Source organism: Plantactinospora solaniradicis, assembly GCF_042658085.1.
Classification (GTDB): Bacteria; Actinomycetota; Actinomycetes; order Mycobacteriales; family Micromonosporaceae; genus Plantactinospora; species Plantactinospora solaniradicis.
The window spans coordinates 292,185-309,117 of the sequence record NZ_JBHSPR010000010.1 but is presented as its reverse complement, the minus strand read 5'-3'; the positions used below and the strand labels follow the sequence as shown (position 1 = coordinate 309,117).

At 72.4% G+C, this 16,933-nt stretch carries 12 protein-coding genes and 1 pseudogene; 10 read left to right on the top strand and 3 right to left on the bottom strand.

The window, feature by feature from the left end:
• Positions 1–84: 84 nt before the first annotated feature.
• The 10 genes and pseudogenes from ACFP2T_RS13915 to pspM all read left to right on the top strand — a co-directional run bounded on the left by ACFP2T_RS13915 (position 85) and on the right by pspM (position 10,739).
• A complete protein-coding gene (locus ACFP2T_RS13915; protein ID WP_377421459.1) occupies positions 85–2,583 on the top strand; it encodes an FtsK/SpoIIIE family DNA translocase in 2,499 nt (832 codons plus the stop codon).
• Positions 2,584–2,694: 111 nt separating this feature from the next.
• On the top strand, positions 2,695–3,366 hold the full coding sequence (locus ACFP2T_RS13910; protein ID WP_377421457.1) for a helix-turn-helix transcriptional regulator: 672 nt from the start codon (positions 2,695–2,697) through the stop codon (positions 3,364–3,366).
• Between the two features lie 32 nt (positions 3,367–3,398).
• Positions 3,399–3,926, top strand: coding sequence for a DUF3291 domain-containing protein (locus ACFP2T_RS13905; protein WP_377421455.1), 528 nt, complete (start codon positions 3,399–3,401; stop codon positions 3,924–3,926).
• Between the two features lie 17 nt (positions 3,927–3,943).
• Positions 3,944–4,915 (top strand): ornithine cyclodeaminase family protein, encoded by a 972-nt coding sequence (locus ACFP2T_RS13900; protein WP_377421453.1) that lies wholly within the window; start codon positions 3,944–3,946, stop codon positions 4,913–4,915.
• 59 nt (positions 4,916–4,974) lie between these two features.
• Complete coding sequence (gene rimO / locus ACFP2T_RS13895; protein ID WP_377421451.1) at positions 4,975–6,489, top strand: 30S ribosomal protein S12 methylthiotransferase RimO; 1,515 nt, start codon at positions 4,975–4,977, stop codon at positions 6,487–6,489.
• A gap of 219 nt (positions 6,490–6,708) precedes the next feature.
• Positions 6,709–7,308, top strand: a complete 600-nt coding sequence (gene pgsA, locus ACFP2T_RS13890; RefSeq protein ID WP_377422804.1) for a CDP-diacylglycerol--glycerol-3-phosphate 3-phosphatidyltransferase — start codon at positions 6,709–6,711, stop codon at positions 7,306–7,308.
• Positions 7,301–7,825 carry a CinA family protein gene (locus tag ACFP2T_RS13885; protein ID WP_377421449.1) on the top strand — a complete coding sequence of 175 codons (525 nt, stop codon included), beginning with the start codon at positions 7,301–7,303 and terminating at the stop codon, positions 7,823–7,825. Before pgsA ends, ACFP2T_RS13885 begins: the two co-directional genes overlap by 8 nt.
• 283 nt (positions 7,826–8,108) lie before the next feature.
• Positions 8,109–8,385 (top strand): annotated as a pseudogene (locus ACFP2T_RS48115) (helix-turn-helix domain-containing protein); the annotation flags it as partial.
• 683 nt (positions 8,386–9,068) lie between these two features.
• The gene (locus tag ACFP2T_RS13875; RefSeq protein WP_377421445.1) at positions 9,069–9,929 is read left to right on the top strand and encodes a PspA/IM30 family protein; all 861 of its coding nucleotides are present in this window, start codon (positions 9,069–9,071) and stop codon (positions 9,927–9,929) included.
• Between the two features lie 30 nt (positions 9,930–9,959).
• Entirely contained in the window at positions 9,960–10,739 is a 780-nt protein-coding gene (pspM, locus tag ACFP2T_RS13870) for a phage shock envelope stress response protein PspM (RefSeq protein ID WP_377421443.1), read from the top strand.
• A 52-nt stretch (positions 10,740–10,791) separates the two neighbouring features.
• Here pspM and ACFP2T_RS13865 read toward each other — a convergent pair whose 3' ends face one another.
• From ACFP2T_RS13865 to ACFP2T_RS13855, 3 genes are all read right to left on the bottom strand, one after another.
• Positions 10,792–14,508 carry a multicopper oxidase domain-containing protein gene (locus ACFP2T_RS13865; RefSeq protein ID WP_377421441.1) on the bottom strand — a complete coding sequence of 1,239 codons (3,717 nt, stop codon included), beginning with the start codon at positions 14,506–14,508 and terminating at the stop codon, positions 10,792–10,794.
• Between the two features lie 255 nt (positions 14,509–14,763).
• Positions 14,764–16,062, bottom strand: a complete 1,299-nt coding sequence (locus ACFP2T_RS13860; protein WP_377421439.1) for a hypothetical protein — start codon at positions 16,060–16,062, stop codon at positions 14,764–14,766.
• A gap of 49 nt (positions 16,063–16,111) precedes the next feature.
• Positions 16,112–16,906, bottom strand: coding sequence for a DNA-formamidopyrimidine glycosylase family protein (locus tag ACFP2T_RS13855; protein WP_377421437.1), 795 nt, complete (start codon positions 16,904–16,906; stop codon positions 16,112–16,114).
• Positions 16,907–16,933 lie beyond the last annotated feature (27 nt).

Genomic DNA, 16,933 nt, shown 5'->3' with positions numbered 1-16,933 from the left:
GTCGGGGTTGTCCGAGGTGGTAGCCGGCAGACACGGCGCGCAAAAGCGGGGATTCCTCAGCGCACGCCGCTAACGTGTGAACTTATGGCGGGCCGTGCCTCCTCTCAGCCGAACCGGCGCCGGAACGGGTCGACCACCCGATCCGGCGCCACTCGTGCTGGCGCCACTCGTGCCGGCACCACCCGCGCCGGCACCGCCCGGGCGCGGCAGTCCGCGCGGGCCCGAGCCGCGGCCGCGCGCCGTCCGGCCCGGACCAGTCCGGCGGTGTACGTCGGCCGCGCACTCGGCGCGGCGTGGATGGGGCTGGCCCACAGCGTCGGCTGGGCCATGCGGGCCGCGGGCCGGCAGGCGGCAACCGCACGCGACCTCGATCCGGAACACCGACGGGACGGTGCCGGCCTGCTGCTGCTCGGCCTGGCGATCCTGAGCGGCGTGGCGGTCTGGTTCTCCTCTGCCGGACCGCTCGGCGGCCGGCTCGCCGACACCATCCGGCTGTTCTTCGGCGCGATCTCCATCGTCCTGCCGGTCCTGCTGCTGATCGGGGCGGTCCGGCTGATGCGGGAGCCGGGCGAGTCGGCACACCGGGGACGAGGGCTGGTCGGCTGGACGGCCCTCATCGTCTCCACGGCCGCGCTGCTGCACATCGGCCAGCACCCGGCGACCAACACCGAGCGGGACTTCGCCGGTGGCCTGATCGGGGCCGGCATCGGGCAGCCGCTCGAACAGGCGGTCAGCGCCTGGGTGGCGGTACCGCTGCTGGTCCTGCTGCTGCTGTTCGGGCTGCTGGTGGTCACCGCGACCCCGCTCAACAAGGTCCCGGAGCGGCTCGGCCTGCTGGCCGGTGCGATGCTGGGTCGGCCCGAGACCGACGAGCCCGAGGCGGAGGAGTCGACGCCGAGCGCCGAGGGACGCCGTCCGGCCCGACGCCGGTCCGCCCGTTCCGAACTGGCGGACGACGCCGACCTCGACTTCGACGACGGCCCGCCGCCCGAGACCGTGCCGCTGCCGCGCAAGCCGCCGGCAAAGGTGCCCGCCGCCCGCAAGACCCCCGAGCCGCCGGAGCACTCGGCGCCACCGACCCGGGCCGAGCAGTTGGCGATCACCGGACTGGCCGGGGACTACACGCTGCCGCCGGCCAACCTGCTGCGCCCGGGCGGCGCGCCGAAGACCCGCAGCCGGGCCAACGACGAGGTCATCGCCGCGCTGACCGGGGTCTTCGACCAGTTCGACGTGGACGCCGCGGTGACCGGCTTCACCCGGGGCCCGACAGTGACCAGGTACGAGGTCGAGCTGGGACACGGCGTCAAGGTGGAGCGGATCACCCAGCTCTCCCGCAACATCGCGTACGCGGTCAAGTCGCCGGACGTCCGGATCCTCAGCCCCATCCCGGGCAAGAGCGCGGTCGGGGTGGAGATCCCGAACAGTGACCGCGAGGACGTGGCGCTCGGCGACGTGCTCCGGTCCCGGGCGGCGGCGGCCGATCACCACCCGATGCTGGTGGCGCTCGGCAAGGACATCGAGGGCGGCTTCGTGGTGGCCAACCTCGCGAAGATGCCGCACATCCTCATCGCGGGCGCCACCGGTGCCGGCAAGAGCTCATGTCTAAATACACTACTTGTGTCCATTTTGACCCGGGCGACTCCGGACGAGGTGCGGCTGCTGCTGATCGACCCCAAGCGCGTCGAGATGACCAACTACGAGGGGATCCCGCACCTGGTGACGCCGATCGTCACCAACCCGAAGAAGGCGGCGGACTCGCTGGACTGGGTGGTCCGCGAGATGGACATGCGCTACGACGACCTCGCCGCCGCCGGGGTACGGCACATCGACGACTACAACCGCAAGGTCCGGGCCGGACAGGTCAAGCCGCCACCGGGCAGCGAGCGGGAGATCCGGCCGTACCCGTACCTGCTGGTGATCGTCGACGAGCTGGCCGACCTGATGATGGTCGCCCCGCGCGACGTGGAGGATTCGGTGGTCCGGATCACCCAGCTCGCCCGCGCCGCCGGCATCCACCTGGTGCTGGCCACCCAGCGCCCCTCGGTCGACGTGGTGACCGGTCTGATCAAGGCGAACGTGCCGTCCCGGCTGGCCTTCGCGACGTCGTCGCTGGCCGACTCCCGGGTCATCCTCGACCAGCCGGGTGCGGAGAAGCTGATCGGCCGGGGCGACGGGCTCTTCCTGCCGATGGGTGCCTCGAAACCGGTACGCATCCAGGGCGCCTGGGTCACCGAGGCCGAGATCAACGACATCGTCAAGTTCTGCAAGAACCAGCGGGAGCCGGAGTTCCGCAACGACGTACTCGCCCCGGCGCAGGACACCAAGAAGAAGGTCGACGAGGACATCGGCGACGACCTCGACGTCCTCGTCCAGGCGATCGAGCTGGTGGTCACCTCCCAGTTCGGCTCGACCTCGATGCTCCAGCGCAAGCTGCGGGTCGGCTTCGCCAAGGCGGGCCGGCTGATGGACCTGATGGAGACCCGGGGCATCGTCGGCCCCTCCGAGGGCTCCAAGGCCCGCGACGTCCTGGTCAAGCCGGACGAACTCGAAGAGGCCCTAGCGGCCCTCCGCCCCGACAACTGAACTGTAAGGAAGGGCCCCTTCTTATCGTTTTCTGTAGAAGAAGGGCCCCTTCTTAACAGTCCGGCCCTTGGCAGCGGCGGGCTGGGCGGCTTCCCGCCATAGGGTGGGTGGGTGGCGGGTGTGGATGATCTGGAACCGGGCCTCGATGCGGTTGCCGCACTGGTCGACCCGGTCCGTCGGGCGGCGTACCGGGCGGTGGTCGTCGCGGCGGAGCCGCTCGGGCGGGACGAGGTGGCCGCGGCGCTCGGCGTCGGCCGTACCCTGGCCGCCTTTCATCTCGACAAGCTGGTCGACGCCGGGCTGCTGACCGTTTCCTCGGCGCGCCGGTCCGGGCGGTCCGGTCCCGGCGCCGGCCGACCGGCCAAGCTCTACCGGCGGGCGCCGGGCGAGCACACCGTGAGCGTGCCGCCGAGGTCGTACCGGCTCGGTGCGGAGGTGCTGGCCGAGACCGTCGAACGCCTCGGCGGTGAGGACGCCCTCTTCGAGGTCGCGCAGGAGCGGGGGCGGTGCGCGGGCCGGGTCGCCGGGCCCGGCGCCGACGTTCGCGAGTTGTTGCGTTCCCAGGGGTACGCGCCGGTGCCGGACGGTGCCGACATCCGGCTCGGCAACTGCCCTTTCCACCTGCTCGCCGACGAGTTTCCGCCGACGGTCTGCGGAATGAACCTGGCGCTGCTGACCGGTTTGCTGGTCGGGGCGGACCGCCCGGATTGGCGGGCCCGGCTCGATCCGCGGCCCGGACTCTGCTGCGTAGTGCTGGAACCTTCTAAAAACAATCACAATTGACAAAGAGTTTCCTCGATGGTGTGCTGCGAGGCATGACCTTCCACCTTGCCCAGCTCAACGTGGCCCGGTTGCGCGCGCCGCTGGACGACCCCCGGCTGGCCGACTTCGTAGCGGACCTGCCGACCCTGAACGGCCTCGCCGACAACTCGCCCGGCTTCGTCTGGCGGCTGCGGGACGAGGAGGCCAACGCGCCCGACGCCACCGCGCTGCGCCCCTTCGGTCCGGACCTGCTGATCAACCTCACGGTCTGGGAATCCGTGTCGGCGCTGCGCGACTACGCCTACCACAGTCCGCACCTGGAGGCGCTGCGCCGCCGGCGGGAGTGGTTCCATCCCGCCGGTTCCGACCCGCACCTGGTGCTCTGGTGGCTGCCCACCGGTGAACTGCCCACCCTGGACCAGGCCCGGGACCGCCTCGACCGGCTCGCCCGCACCGGCCCGACCCCGGACGCCTTCACCCTCCGACACCCCTTCCCCGCGCCGGCAGAGGTGTTAGGAGGGGGCCCTTCTACAACGGAAAGCGATAATAAGGGGCCCTTCCTTGACCTCAACCGAGGTTGAGCAAGCACGCTCAACAAATGACCGTGCTCATCACCGATGCCGAGGTGGCGGCCCGGCTGGACGCCGGGACGGCCGTGGCGACGATCCGGGAGGCGCTGGTCGCCGCGTACGAGGGGCGGCTCGTCGCGCCGCCCCGGGTCTCCGCGCCGTTGGGTGGGGGCCGGCTGATGGTGGCGGCGGGGGAGTCGACGGGGGAGTGGTACGGCTTCAGTTCGTACGACACCTTCGGGCATTCGGAGGCCGAGCAGGTGGTCGCCCTGCACGACGCCGGTACGGGTCGGGTCCGGGCGATCGCGGTCGGCGAGGAGATCGGGTCCCGCCGTAGCGGGGCGCTCGGCGGGGTGGCCGTGGACGCGCTCGCCCGGCCGGAGGCGAGCACGGTCGGGGTGATCGGTGCCGGAGGCCAGGCGTGGACCCAGGTCTGGGCGATCGCGGCGGTACGCCGGCTCCGTGAGGTCACCGTGTACAGCCGTACCCCGGCTGGGCGGGAGAAGTTCGCCGCACGGGTCCGGGCCGAACTGGGCATCGCGGCACGGGCCGTACCGAGCGGGTCCGAGGCGGTTCGCGGGCGCGACGTGGTGGTGCTCGCCACCACCAGCCCCACTCCGGTGATCTCGGCCGCCGACCTCCGCCCCGGCACCCACCTGAGCACGGTGGGGTACAAGCAGGTCGGCCGGGCGGAGTTCGGCACGGATCTGCTGGACCGGGCGGATCTGCTGGTCACCGACTCGATGGCCCAGGCCGGGGCGTACGACCCGCCGATGCTCGCCGCCGTGCCGCCGTACGCCGGCCGGTTGCGCCCGCTGGGCGCGGTGCTCGCCGGGGCGGTCCCGGGCCGGACCACGGCGGACCAGGTGACCATGTTCTGCTCGGTCGGTCTGGCCGGTAGTGAGGTCTTCCTGCTCGATCGGTTGACCCGGGAGAGCGCCCGGGCGACGGGCCCCGGTGCCCCGCGTCGGGAAGTGGATCAGGCTGCCCGGTCCGAGTGAGCCATCCGACGCGGACAGCCTGCCGTGGAGGCCGTGTCCGGCCCTCCCGGTACCCTCGGATGGTGTCTGCCGCTGCCTCCTCCGCAATTCCCGGCCGTCGGGTCGCACTGCTGACCCTCGGTTGTGCCCGTAACGAGGTCGACTCGGAGGAACTGGCGGCCCGGCTGCACGCCGACGGCTGGCAGGTGAGCACCGACGGCGAGGGCGCCGACGTGGTCCTGGTCAACACGTGTGGCTTCGTCGAGAAGGCCAAGCAGGACTCGATCCAGACCCTGATGGCCGCCGCCGACACCGGCGCCAAGGTGGTGGCGGCCGGCTGCATGGCCGAGCGGTACGGGCGGGAGCTGGCCGACAGCCTGCCCGAGGCCGAGGCGGTGCTCAGCTTCGACGACTACCCGGACATCTCGGCCCGGCTCGACGCGGTCCTCGCCGGTGACAAGATCACCGCGCACACCCCCCGGGACCGGCGTGAGCTGCTGCCGTTGACCCCGGTGGCCCGGCAGCGCAGCACGGTCGTGGTGCCCGGCCACGCCAGCGCCGGGGCCCGACCGGCCGGCGGCACCCTGGTCGCCGACGAACACACCCCCGCGCATCTGCGTCAGGTCATGCGTCACCGCCTCGACTCCGGCCCGGTCGCCTCGCTGAAGCTGGCCAGCGGTTGCGACCGGCGGTGCGCGTTCTGCGCCATCCCGGCGTTCCGTGGCGCATTCGTCTCGCGCACCCCCGACGAACTGCTGGCCGAGGCCGAGTGGCTGGCCCGCTCCGGCGTCCGGGAACTGGTGCTGGTCAGCGAGAACTCCACGTCGTACGGCAAGGACCTGGGGGACCCCCGGCTGCTGGAGAAGCTGCTGCCGCAGCTCGCCGCGATCGACGGAATCGTCCGGGTCCGGGCCAGCTATCTGCAACCGGCGGAGACCCGGCCGGGGCTGGTGGAGGCGATCGCCACCACCCCGGGGGTGGCCGCGTACTTCGACCTCTCGTTCCAGCACTCGAGCGAGCCGGTGCTGCGGCGGATGCGGCGATTCGGATCGAACGCCCGGTTCCTCGAACTTCTCGCGATGGTCCGGGAGTTCGCGCCCGAGGCCGGGGCGCGGAGCAACGTCATCGTCGGCTTTCCCGGTGAGACCCGTGGCGACGTCGACGAACTGGTCCGCTTCCTCTCCGCCGCCCGGCTCGACGCGATCGGCGTCTTCGACTACAGCGACGAGGACGGTACGGAGGCCGCCACCCTGCCGGGCAAGGTGTCGGCGGCGACCGTGAAGCGCCGGTACGACCGGTTGTCCGCGTTGGCCGACGAACTCTGCTCGCAACGTGCGGAGGAGCGGCTCGGCTCGACCGTCGAGGTGCTGGTCGACTCCGTGCAGGACGGCGTGCTGGAGGGGCGGGCGGCGCATCAGGCGCCCGAGGTGGACGGCTCCACCACCCTGGTCGCGCCGACCGGCGGCGGGGTCGACCTCGCCGTACTTCGTCCGGGTGACCTGGTCCGGGCGAGGGTGACCGGTACCGAGGGCGTGGACCTGGTTGCCGTACCGGAAGAGATGATCTCCGCGGCGTCGCCGCGTGGGGTGGGGTGACGCCGGTGGGCGCGGCAGCCTGTCCGGGATGTGCCGCCCGCATCGTGGCGCCGGGTGCGGCGGGATGACGTCGTGACCGAGGCGGCGGATTCCGGTCCGGGCAAGGCGACAGTTCCGGTGCCGGGCGCCCCGGTAGGTCCGGTTCCGGGCCCGGCGGGAGGCCCGGGGCGTGCCGCCGGCACGCTCGACGCCACGCCTGGCCGGGTCGGTCCGGTACCGATCGTCAACGCGGCCAACGCGCTGACCGCGCTCCGGCTGGCGCTGGTGCCGGTGTTCATCGGTCTGGTGATCGCCTCCGACATGGTCCACTCGGGTTGGCGGGTGGCCGCCTGTCTGACCTTCGCGTTCGCGTCGATGACGGATCTGGTGGACGGGTGGATCGCCCGCCGCTACGCCCTGGTGACCTCCTTCGGCAAAGTGGCCGACCCGATCGCCGACAAGGCGCTGACCGGCACCGCATTGGTCTTACTGTCCTGGTATGACCGTATTCCCTGGTGGGTCACCGTGCTGATCCTGGCCCGCGAGTTCGGGGTCACGCTGATCCGTTTCTGGGTGATCCGCTACGGCGTCATCGCGGCCAGTCGGGGCGGAAAGGCCAAGACCGCCGTCCAGATCCTGGCGATCGTCTGGTACCTCTGGCCGGTCCCCGCCGATCTGGTCGGGGTCGGTCCGTGGATCCTGGCCGTCGCCGTCGTGGTGACCGTGCTGACCGGGCTCGACTACGTGGTGCGGGCGCTGCGACTGCGGCGTCCGGTCCGGGTGGCGGTGGTCGGAGCACACGAGGCCCGGCCGGAGCGTTCGGGAGGATCGGATGGATGATCCGGTGCGTGAGGTCGACAACGCGGCCGCGGCGGTGGTGCACGCGCTCGCCGACCGGGGCGAGAGCCTGGCGGTGGTCGAATCACTCACCGGCGGGCTGCTGGCCGCGGCGATCGTCGACATCGCGGGGGTGAGCAGCGTGTTCCGGGGCGGTCTGGTGGCGTACGCGACCGAGCTGAAGTCGTCGCTGGTCGGTGTGCCGGCGGACCTGCTGGCCGCGCGTGGGGCCGTCGACCCGGACGTCGCGGTGGCGCTGGCCGAGGGGGGCCGGGTGCGCTGCGCGGCGGACTGGTGCCTCTCCACCACCGGAGTGGCTGGGCCGGAGCCACAGGACGGCAAACCGGTGGGACTGGTCTTCGTCGCGGCGGCGGGACCGTCCGGCACCGTGGTACGGCGGCTCGAACTCGCCGGCAACAGGCTGCGGATCCGGATCGGGGCGGTGACCGGTGCGCTGCGGTTGCTGGCCGACCGGCTGCACGCCGAGGTCGACGGGCGGCCGGCGAGCCGGGCGGGCTGACCCGGTCGGCCGGATGACTGGCGGGCCGGACTGGCGGGCCGGACTGGCGGGCCGGACTGGCGGGCCGGACTGGCGGGCCGGACTGGCGGGCCGGACTGGCGGGCCGGGCCGGCGGGCCGGGCCGGAGTGGCGGGCCGGGATGTCGGAAGCGGCCGTACCGGGTACGGTTGCGGGAAGGCTCGGGCAGTCGACGTCGTGGGTCACCGCCGCTCTGCGGCGTGATCGACGCGCGACGCCGGTCCGACGTCCGGGAAGTCTTGGTCCCGCGACAACGGGAGGTGCGATGGTCCTGCTACGCCGGGTGATCGGTGACGCGCTACGGGCGCGTCGGCAGGGGCAGCACCGGACCCTGCGCGAGGTGTCCTCCGCCGCCAATGTCAGCCTCGGCTACCTCTCCGAGATCGAACGCGGGCAGAAGGAAGCGTCGAGCGAGCTGCTGGCGGCGATCTGTGACGCCCTCGGGGCCCGGCTCTCGGAACTGCTCCGCGACGTGAGTGACACCGTCGAGGTGGCCGAGCAACTGCCCGGGGTGCTGGTACCGGTGCAGGAGCGCCCGGCGGCCGAGCGGATGGCCCCGGCCGAGCGGATGGTGCCGAGGCGTCCGGAGTCGGGATCGTCGGCCGACGAGCCGGCGCGGATCGACTCGACGTACCCGGAGACGGTCCGGCAGCAGCCCGTGGAGGCCGAGCCGGCCCGGAGCCAGCCGGTCCGAGGCGAGCCCGCCACCCAGTCTGCGCAGGTCGAGGCGCACCTGCCCCGAGCGGGCATGGCCGAGCCGGCCGTACGCAACCTGGCCGACGCCGGGGTACGCCAGCTCGCGGCCGACACGGTGCGGCAGATCACGACCGACGGCACCGTATCGGTGACGGTCCGGCAGGAATCGCCGCTGAAGGCGACCCTGCGGACCACCCGCCGGATCCGGCCGTCCGCCAACCCCGAGCGCGACGTCGTCTGCGTCGGCTGACGGTCGGGCAGCCTCCTGCGCGGCCGTTCGGCTGCTTCCACCGCCCCGTCCGGGGCTGTCCCGCCAGGGATTCCGGTGCGGACGGGGTCGGGAAGGTGTGGCTCGGTAGGGGCGTACCGCGTTACGGTGGGCCCTTAGCGGCATATCCGGTGGATATCCCCCTGAGGTTGTATGCCGGGGTGGCGCGAGACTGGGACGATGGAGATCGTGTCGCGCGGGCGCCTCGGCGGGTCGGCCGACACGGCTTCCGGAGCGATCACACTGAGGGGATACCGGGAAATGGCGAACCCGTTCGTCAAGGGCTGGCGTTACATGATGGCCTTGTTCGGCGCCAAGATCGATGAGTACGCCGATCCCAAGGTGCAGATCCAGCAGGCCATCGAGGATGCGCAGCGTCAGCATCAGGCGCTGGTGCAGCAGGCGGCAGCGGTGATCGGCAACCAGCGTCAGCTCGAGATGCGGCTGTCCCGTCAGATGTCCGAGGTCGAGCGCCTGCAGGGGATGGCCCGGCAGGCCCTGGTGCTCGCCGATCGGGCCCGGGCTGCCGGCGACGAGACCGAGGCGACCAAGTACGAGCAGAGCGCGCAGACCGTCGCCACCCAGCTCGTCGCCGCCGAGCAGTCGACCGAGGACCTCAAGACCCTGCACGACCAGGCCATCGGCGCTGCCGCGCAGGCCCGGCGGGCGGTCGAGAACAACTCCATGATCCTCCAGCAGAAGCTGGCCGAGCGGGCCAAGCTGCTCAGCCAGCTTGAGCAGGCCAAGATGCAGGAGAGCGTGGCCCGGTCGCTGGAGTCGATGTCCGCACTCGCCGCGCCGGGCAACACGCCCTCGCTCGACGAGGTGCGGGACCGGATCGAGCGGCGCTACGCGAACGCGATGGGGCGGGCCGAACTGGCCGGCAACTCGGTCGAGGGACGGATGCTGGAGATCCAGAAGTCGACCCTCGACCTGGCCGGCGCGTCCCGGCTGGAGCAGATCCGCTCCAGCATGGCCGGCGAGAAGCTGGCCGGCGCGGGCGGTCCGGCCGTCGAGTCGGCGGCTCCGACGGGGGACCCCGCCGGGGTGGCCCGGCTCGACGAGATCCGCGCCAGCCTCGCCAGGGACAAGCAGGCCGGCGGGAACAGCGCCGCCGGCTGAGCCGGCGGTCCATAGCGAGGAGGCGGCGACGTGGCCGATCAGAGAGCCCGTCACCTGCGCCGGCTGCGTAGCCTGCGCCGGTCGGTTCGTCGCTGGAGTGTGCTGGCCGGCGGCCTGGGCGGGGCGGCCGCCATCCTCACCCCGTACCAGGGACTGGGACTGCCGGACGCGGCCTGGACGGCGGCGGCCGGCGGATCGGTCATGCTGGCGATCTGGCGCTGGTCGGACTTCCGGGCCCTGGCCGCGGAGCCGGTACCGCCACCACCCGAGCCGGTCACGGCCGACCAGGCCCGCGCCCGGCTGGTCGCCGTCGTCGAGCGGATGCCCGCCGGCCGCCAGGCGCTGGCCGAGGTACGCCGGCAGCGCGCCCGGATCGCCCTGCGCGGCTCGTCCGCGGCGGAACCCTGGGCCCGGCTGGATCGGGCTGCGGCGACCATGGCCGGGCTCGCCGGACGGCTGACCGGCCCGGCCGGTACGGCGGCGCTGGAGGCGGCGGTGGCGGAACGGTCGTTGCGCGATCTGGCCGACCGGGTGGCCAGCGTGGACCGGGCGCGGCGGCTTGCCCCCGTCGACGCCCGGGTCGAACTGGACATGGCCCACCGCACCCTGCTGACCGAACTCGACGGGGGCGTGTCGGCGTACGAGCGCATGGTCGCGGCGGCGGCCGGTTACGTCGCCGAGGACGGCTGGGAGGGCGACGGCCACGGTGCGGTGTCCCGGCTCACCGAAGCGACCGATCTGCTGCGCGGTGTGGCGGCCGGGCTCGCGGAGCTGCGGGCGACCCGGGGGATGCCCCGGCCCGGCTCCTGACCGCCCGCGTGGTATCCGCGCCCGCACCCGGTCATAGCGGTGGCGTGCCCGGTCACAGCGGTGGGGTGCGGATCGAGACGGAGCGGCTGACCACCGACGAGCCGGCCGCGTTGCCGGCCTGGATCCGGTAGTGGTAGACGGTGTCGCCGGTCAGGTCGGTGTCGTGGAACGACCGGGTACCGCCGGGGAGGGTGAACGTCGCCAGTTCGGTGCTGAAGCCGGGGCTGGTGGCGCGGTACAGGGTGAAACTGGTGACCAGGCTGGTGACCGCGACGGTCCAGGTGACCGTTACCGCGGCGGTGCCGGATCCGGCCGTGGTGCCGCTGGCGTCGGCCAGCCGGAGGTCGGTCGGCGTCGCCGGTACGGCCGGAGTGACCACTGTGGAGACGTTGGACCACGGTGACGAGGCACCCAGATAGCCGGTCCGGACCCGGTAGTAGTAGGTGGTGTCGGCCCCGACGGGACTGTCCGGACAGGCGCTGGTGACTCCGATGGTGGTGGTGACCAGCCCACTGGTGAAGGTGGGATTGGTGGCCCGCTGGAGATCCACGGTGGTGGCGAAGGACCGGTTCACCCAGCCCCGGTTGACCCGCAGCGGTGGGCCGCTGGCGACGGTCGCCACCAGCCCGGTGGGCGGCAGCAACTGGACCAGCGTGCTGGTGGTGTTCGAGTACGCGGAGTGGGCGACGCTGTTCTCCGCGCGGACCCGGTAGTAGTAGGTAACCCCCGGGGTGACCGTCGAGTCGACGTACCGGTTGTCGGTGGCGGGCACCTCGAAGGTGGTCAGGTCCCGGGTGAAGGCGGCGTCGGTGGCCCGCTGGATCAGGCTGTTGGTGGCGGCCGGGGGAGTGGACGGGCCGGGGCGCGGCCGGGAGTTGTTCGTCCAGGCGATCACGATCGCCGGCAGTACGGTGGCCGAGCCGGGCGCCGGCCGCGCCGCGAGTCCGGTCGGGGCGGCCGGCGAGAACCGGAGCACCATCGGGCGGGTCATCTGGTGGTCCGCGTGTCCGAGCAGCTGGCAGTGCCAGACGTACTCCCAACCGAAGTCGTGCAGCCGGTTGGTCACCATCGCCGGTTCGCCGGTCCTCGGGTTGACCTGGGTGTACCCGCGCACCGAGCCGACCGGTTGGCTGGGATCGTGCAGCCGGACGCTGTCCGGGACCTTGAACGGCAGCGGCTCGGGCAGGGTCGGCCGGATCGCCACGATCGTGGCCTCGAACGGGTTCATCCGGACGGTGTCCTTCCAACCCACCTCGTTCGGCTCGGGCGGCTTGATCGCCCCGTCCCGGCCGACCCGGTTGACGAGCTGGACGTTGACGTGGTGGAAGTGGACGGCGTGGGTGTCCATCCCGTTGTGGGTGATCTTCCAGAGCTGGGTGCCGTCGCCGGGGGAGCCGACCGGGGCGGCGGAATCCGACGGGTGCAGGATCTCGGTCGGCGGGTCGACCCGGGTCAGTGGGATCGTCGTCTGGATCAGCGTGCTGGTCTTGGGCAGCTCCGTACCGAGCAGGAAGTTCATCCGCCCGTACTCGGGGTCGAATTCCGCGACGATCGCCTTGGGATGCAGGTCGAGGGTCACCGGGGCGCTGCCGCCGTACGGGGTGAAGGTGATCGAGGTGTCGTCGATCGGCACGTACGTGTTCTTCGGCGTGCTGGTGCCGAACGCGGCGTCGTACGCCTTCTGCGGCACGATCGGCGGCGGCTGGCTCTGCCCGTACGCCAGGGGAAGCCGCTCCCGAAGTCGGTCGACGTCGAACGGCGGGGCCGGCGTGCCGACCACCTGGATCTGCATCAGGGTCCGGGTGTTCGGGCCGTAACCGGGCAGCGTGCTCGGTGCCCCGCCGGCCGAGGTCTGGTCCGGGTCGCCCGTGTAGTGGTCGTTGCGCGGGTCGAAGCCCGGCATCGGCGCGGGACAGTCGTTGTAGAGGATCAGGTTCGCCCCCGGCGGTACGGAGGAGAAGTCGACGATCACGTCGGCCCGTTCCCCCGGGCCGAGCAGCAGGGCGTGCTCGGTGACGTTGAGTACCGTGACGTCCCGGCGGTTGTACTGGTAGTTGATCGGCTGGCTGGGCAGCACGGCCACCGCCGGCAGCAGACCGGCCTCCGAGCCGATCTGGATCCAGTCCGGTCCGGCCGCGGCCGGGTCGGGCACCCCGCCGCACCGGCCGTCGGTCGGCCAACTCGGCGGGTAGTCGGGGTTCGGCCGGGCCGCCACCATCGGCACCTCACCGGCGTCGCCGTCGGCCAGCGTGCCGTCCGGATGCCACATCGGGGCGCTGGACGCCGCGTAGTAGAGCTGGAGGTTGAGGCTGCGGTCGTTGCAGGCGTTGAGGACCCGGAACCGGTACGCGGCGGGCCGCAGCCTCAGGTACGGGTACGCGGCGCCGTTGACCAGCGGGGAGTCTCCGAACGCGTCGGGCACCGCCGACGGGGTGGGGGTGCCGGGCTGGATCGGCGGCTCCCACGGCCGTGCCTCCGGGTCGTGGTACGGGTTCGGCGCCGGTCCGTGGGTGATCCCGGTGAACGGTGGCCAGAACCAGGGCCCGTAGTCCCATCGGCCCATCGGGTTCGTGCCGGACTCGTTGTAGGGGTTCTGGCTGGGCATGTAGACGTGCGGGAACCAGAGGCTGCCCTTGCCGCCCCAGTTGGCGACGTCCCAGGTCGGGTCCTGGGCGGCGAGTTGGGCGTCGTCCGGTACGAAGGTCCTGTCCTGGATGACCAGGGGAAGTTCGTCGGCCGGGAGCACCGACTCGTCGAGGAGTTGCCGCTGCACCGGGTCGTCGAGCCGGTAGAGGCCGACCTGCCCGGAGTAGACGGTCAGCCGGGCGATCCCCTCGGTCTGGTCGTGGTACCAGAGCAGCCGGCCGCTCTGCTGGTTCGGGTAGAACGCGGTCACCGCACCGGCACCGGGATCGGGCATGTCGGGCACGGTGGCGTAGCTGGCGCCGTGCGAGTGGGCGCTCGTCTCGCCGGCCGGCGTGGTCCACTGCGTCGGGCCGCCGTCGCTGATCCACGGGGTACGACCGCCGTGCAGGTGGACCGCGGACCGGTTCTGTGGATAGGGCTCCGGCTCGCCCGGCGCCCCGCTGGCCGTACCCGGCACCGGGTGGCCGCCCGGCGATCCGCTGCCGGCGCCCACCGTCACCGGAAGACCGCTGCCGGCGCCCCGGATGGTCGGGTCCACCGGCAGGAAGAGGTTGCCCTCGGCCCCGACCGGCAGTTGGTTGACGTACTTGACCCGGACCGGCCGGTCCCGCTGCGCCAGGATCAACGGCCCGAGGTGGTACGCCCGGCCCGGCGGCGCCACCGTGTTGTGCCCGTTGGCGTCGGTACCGTTGTTGAGCTGCCGGTATCCGCGTAGCCGGGTCGGCGGCAGGTCCTGGTGCAGGCGTTGCGGGTACTCCTGCACGCCGATCTCGTAGTAGTCACAGCCGGGGTACGTCGTCGTGTCCGGCACGGCCACCGGGATCAGGTTGCCCAGCTCGTTCGGCGCACCACCGGCCCGGGGCAGCGCGGTGACGAACTTTCGGATCCCGGTGCCGGTCACCACCTGCCCGTCGGAGTCCGGCACCGGCAGCGGGCTGTACGCGAAGTTCGGTACGAAGCCGAAGTAGTCAGGTGGGGCGGACGGGTCAAGGGCCGCCACCGAGCGGGGATCGGTGCCGACCCGGGCCGCCGGCACCGTGCTCTTCGTGGTCCGGCCGGCGGCGTTCTGGCTCCTGGCCTGCTCCGCGCGGGCCGCCCGGTGTGCCGCGAACCTCTTGAACATGGCCACGCCCCTCCCCGGAGTACAGCTCGACGTCACCGCAGGTCGTCAGCGGTCGAGGTGGTCGACTCGCGGCCTGGGGCCGGTCCGTCGGCTGGTCCGCCGACAGCCCGGGAACCTGCTGACGATCCGTAAGCAGTCAACCGCGCAGTGCCAGGATTGGATACGGGCAGTGGCGTACAGAAGCGCTTCGACTCCGGGATTGGCACGCACGCTCGGTCCGGTCGGTGATGCCGGGATCGGCGACCGTCGGTGCCGCTACCGGCCCGGCTTGCGAGTCATCCGGTAGTGCAGGACGAGGAACGGAAAGCCGAAGAGCCAGAAGCGGTGCTCCGCGCGCAGTTCGTCGTCCTCGACGTGGACATCGAGCTGCTCGGTGAAACCGTCCATCGCCAGGGCGGTCAGGTCTCCGGAGTCCGGGTCGACGAAGGTCAGGTAGTGACCGGGCTGGTCGAGATCACTTCGGCTGGTCAGGAGCAGCCCGCCGTCGGGGCGGGCCTGCGGGAGCAGGGTGGCCGTGAAGCTGGCCTGGGGGAGCGGGAAGCCGACGCTGACGTAGCCGCGCCCGGCCCGCCGATAGGTGGTGTAGATGCCGACGTAGATCGGTTCGTCGGTGTCGGCGAAGGACCGGATCCAGCCACGGATGCCCACCACCTGCGTTCCGGACGGGCTGATGGTGTCGATCCGGCTCCGGATGCCCCGCAGCGTCTCACGCTGGTTCATCGGCACGTTGGCCTGTCCGAGCGGGCGTGCCACCAGCCAACGGTAGAGCAGGTAGCCGGGGCGTACCCACAGCCGCCACCGGGGCACGATGTCGAGCGCGAACCGGGTGGTGTGTTCGTAGAACTCCCGTACCCGTGGGTCGACGGTACCGGGGTCGAACTGGGGGCCGGCCAGTTCGTCGAGCGAGGAGACGATCCCGACGTCCGGCGCGTCCGCGACGTAGCCGCCGCCGAGCGACGTGGCCAGCGTCCGGACGTAGTCGGTTCCCACGTACCTGGTTTGGGCCGCCAGTGGGACGACGAAGGGCAGTTCCTCCGCCGGGACCCGCTCGGCCAGCAGGCTGACCTGGGCATCGCGGAAGAGCAGGGCCGACAGGATCCGGTACGCCAGCACCACGCCGGCCGCCACCACCGCACCCGGTACGGGGTGTCCGGTGGCGATCGCAGCCCCGCCCACGGCGGCCCCCACGGCCGGTCCCAGCAGCACCTTCTGCGGACGCACCCCCAGGATCCCGACCAGCAGCCCGACCGCCAGGCCCAGCGGGAGCGGACCGACGCCGGGAAGTCGTTCGGCCACCCAGCCGAGCGGGGCGGCCAGCGCGACGCTCATCGCTATCCGGGCCCACAGGGCGGGAATCTGGCCGGGACGTTGCCGTGCCCGGGCCACCGCCTCCGACCCGCCGAGTCCGCCCCCGCCGATCACCGCCCCGAGGGCGGTGGCCAGCCCGCCCCAGTGACCGGCGAGCGCGGCGCCGGCCAGGGCGCCGACCACGCAGGCGAAACCGACGGACCCCGGTCGTCGACCGTCCGTCGGGACCGACCGATCCGACGTCACCGCAGAAATCTACCTGCCGGCCCTGCTGACGCCAGCGGACCGCTCCAGCTCAGTCGCGGCCCGGCTGGCAGGCCGGGCACCAGTACGTCACCCGTTCGCCCTGGTCGCGCTTGAGGATCGTCGCGCCACACCGACGGCACGGCTCGGACCGGCGGCCGTAGACGTAGCTGGTCCGGCCCCGGTGCAGGGAACCCGTGGTGCTCTGCGTCCAACGGCCCCGGTTCGCCATCAGCAGCCGGTGGGCCAGTGCCACCATGCCGGGCAGGTCCGGCACGTCCCGAACCGGAGTCCACGGCGAAACCCCGCGCAGGAACAGCAGTTCGGACTTGTACAGGTTGCCGATGCCGGCGAGGTTGGTCTGGTCGAGCAGGGCCTCCGCGATGCTCCGGTTCGGCTCGGCGGCGAGCCGCCGGACCGCCTCGGCGGGATCCCAGTCCGGCCCGAGCAGGTCCGGCCCGAGGTGTCCGACCAGCGCCGCCTCCTCGGCCGTGGGAACCAGGGCGAGATCGTGCAGGTGGTAGCCGACCGCCACGGCGTCCGAGGTGCGCAGCACGGCCCGGATCGTGTGCGCCGGCCGCGCCGCCCAGCGCTCTCCCGGGGCGTACGCCCGCCAGGCGCCGTCCATCCGCAGGTGCGAGTGCAGGGTCAGCGGTTGCCCGTCGGCCGGGGCGCGGAACCGCAGCAGCAGGTGCTTGCCCCGGGCGGTGGACTCCAGCACGACCGCCCCGGTCAGGTCGACGGTGGCGAGTTGCGGCACCCTGAAATCGTTAGCGGTCAGCTGACCACCGGCCAGCGCGCGGTGTAACGCACGGGCCGTGTTCCACACGGTGTCGCCTTCGGGCACCAGTTCATCCTGCCCCAGCGGTCCGAG

What these genes read in the sequence shown, in the direction of transcription:
- ACFP2T_RS13865 (WP_377421441.1), bottom strand. Translation starts at nt 14,508, where the DNA reads ATGTTCAAGAGGTTCGCGGCACACCGGGCGGCCCGCGCGGAGCAGGCC.
- ACFP2T_RS13885 (WP_377421449.1), top strand. Translation starts at nt 7,301, where the DNA reads ATGGATGATCCGGTGCGTGAGGTCGACAACGCGGCCGCGGCGGTGGTG.
- ACFP2T_RS13875 (WP_377421445.1), top strand. Translation starts at nt 9,069, where the DNA reads ATGGCGAACCCGTTCGTCAAGGGCTGGCGTTACATGATGGCCTTGTTC.
- ACFP2T_RS13900 (WP_377421453.1), top strand. Translation starts at nt 3,944, where the DNA reads ATGACCGTGCTCATCACCGATGCCGAGGTGGCGGCCCGGCTGGACGCC.
- ACFP2T_RS13915 (WP_377421459.1), top strand. Translation starts at nt 85, where the DNA reads ATGGCGGGCCGTGCCTCCTCTCAGCCGAACCGGCGCCGGAACGGGTCG.
- ACFP2T_RS13905 (WP_377421455.1), top strand. Translation starts at nt 3,399, where the DNA reads ATGACCTTCCACCTTGCCCAGCTCAACGTGGCCCGGTTGCGCGCGCCG.
- rimO (WP_377421451.1), top strand. Translation starts at nt 4,975, where the DNA reads ATGGTGTCTGCCGCTGCCTCCTCCGCAATTCCCGGCCGTCGGGTCGCA.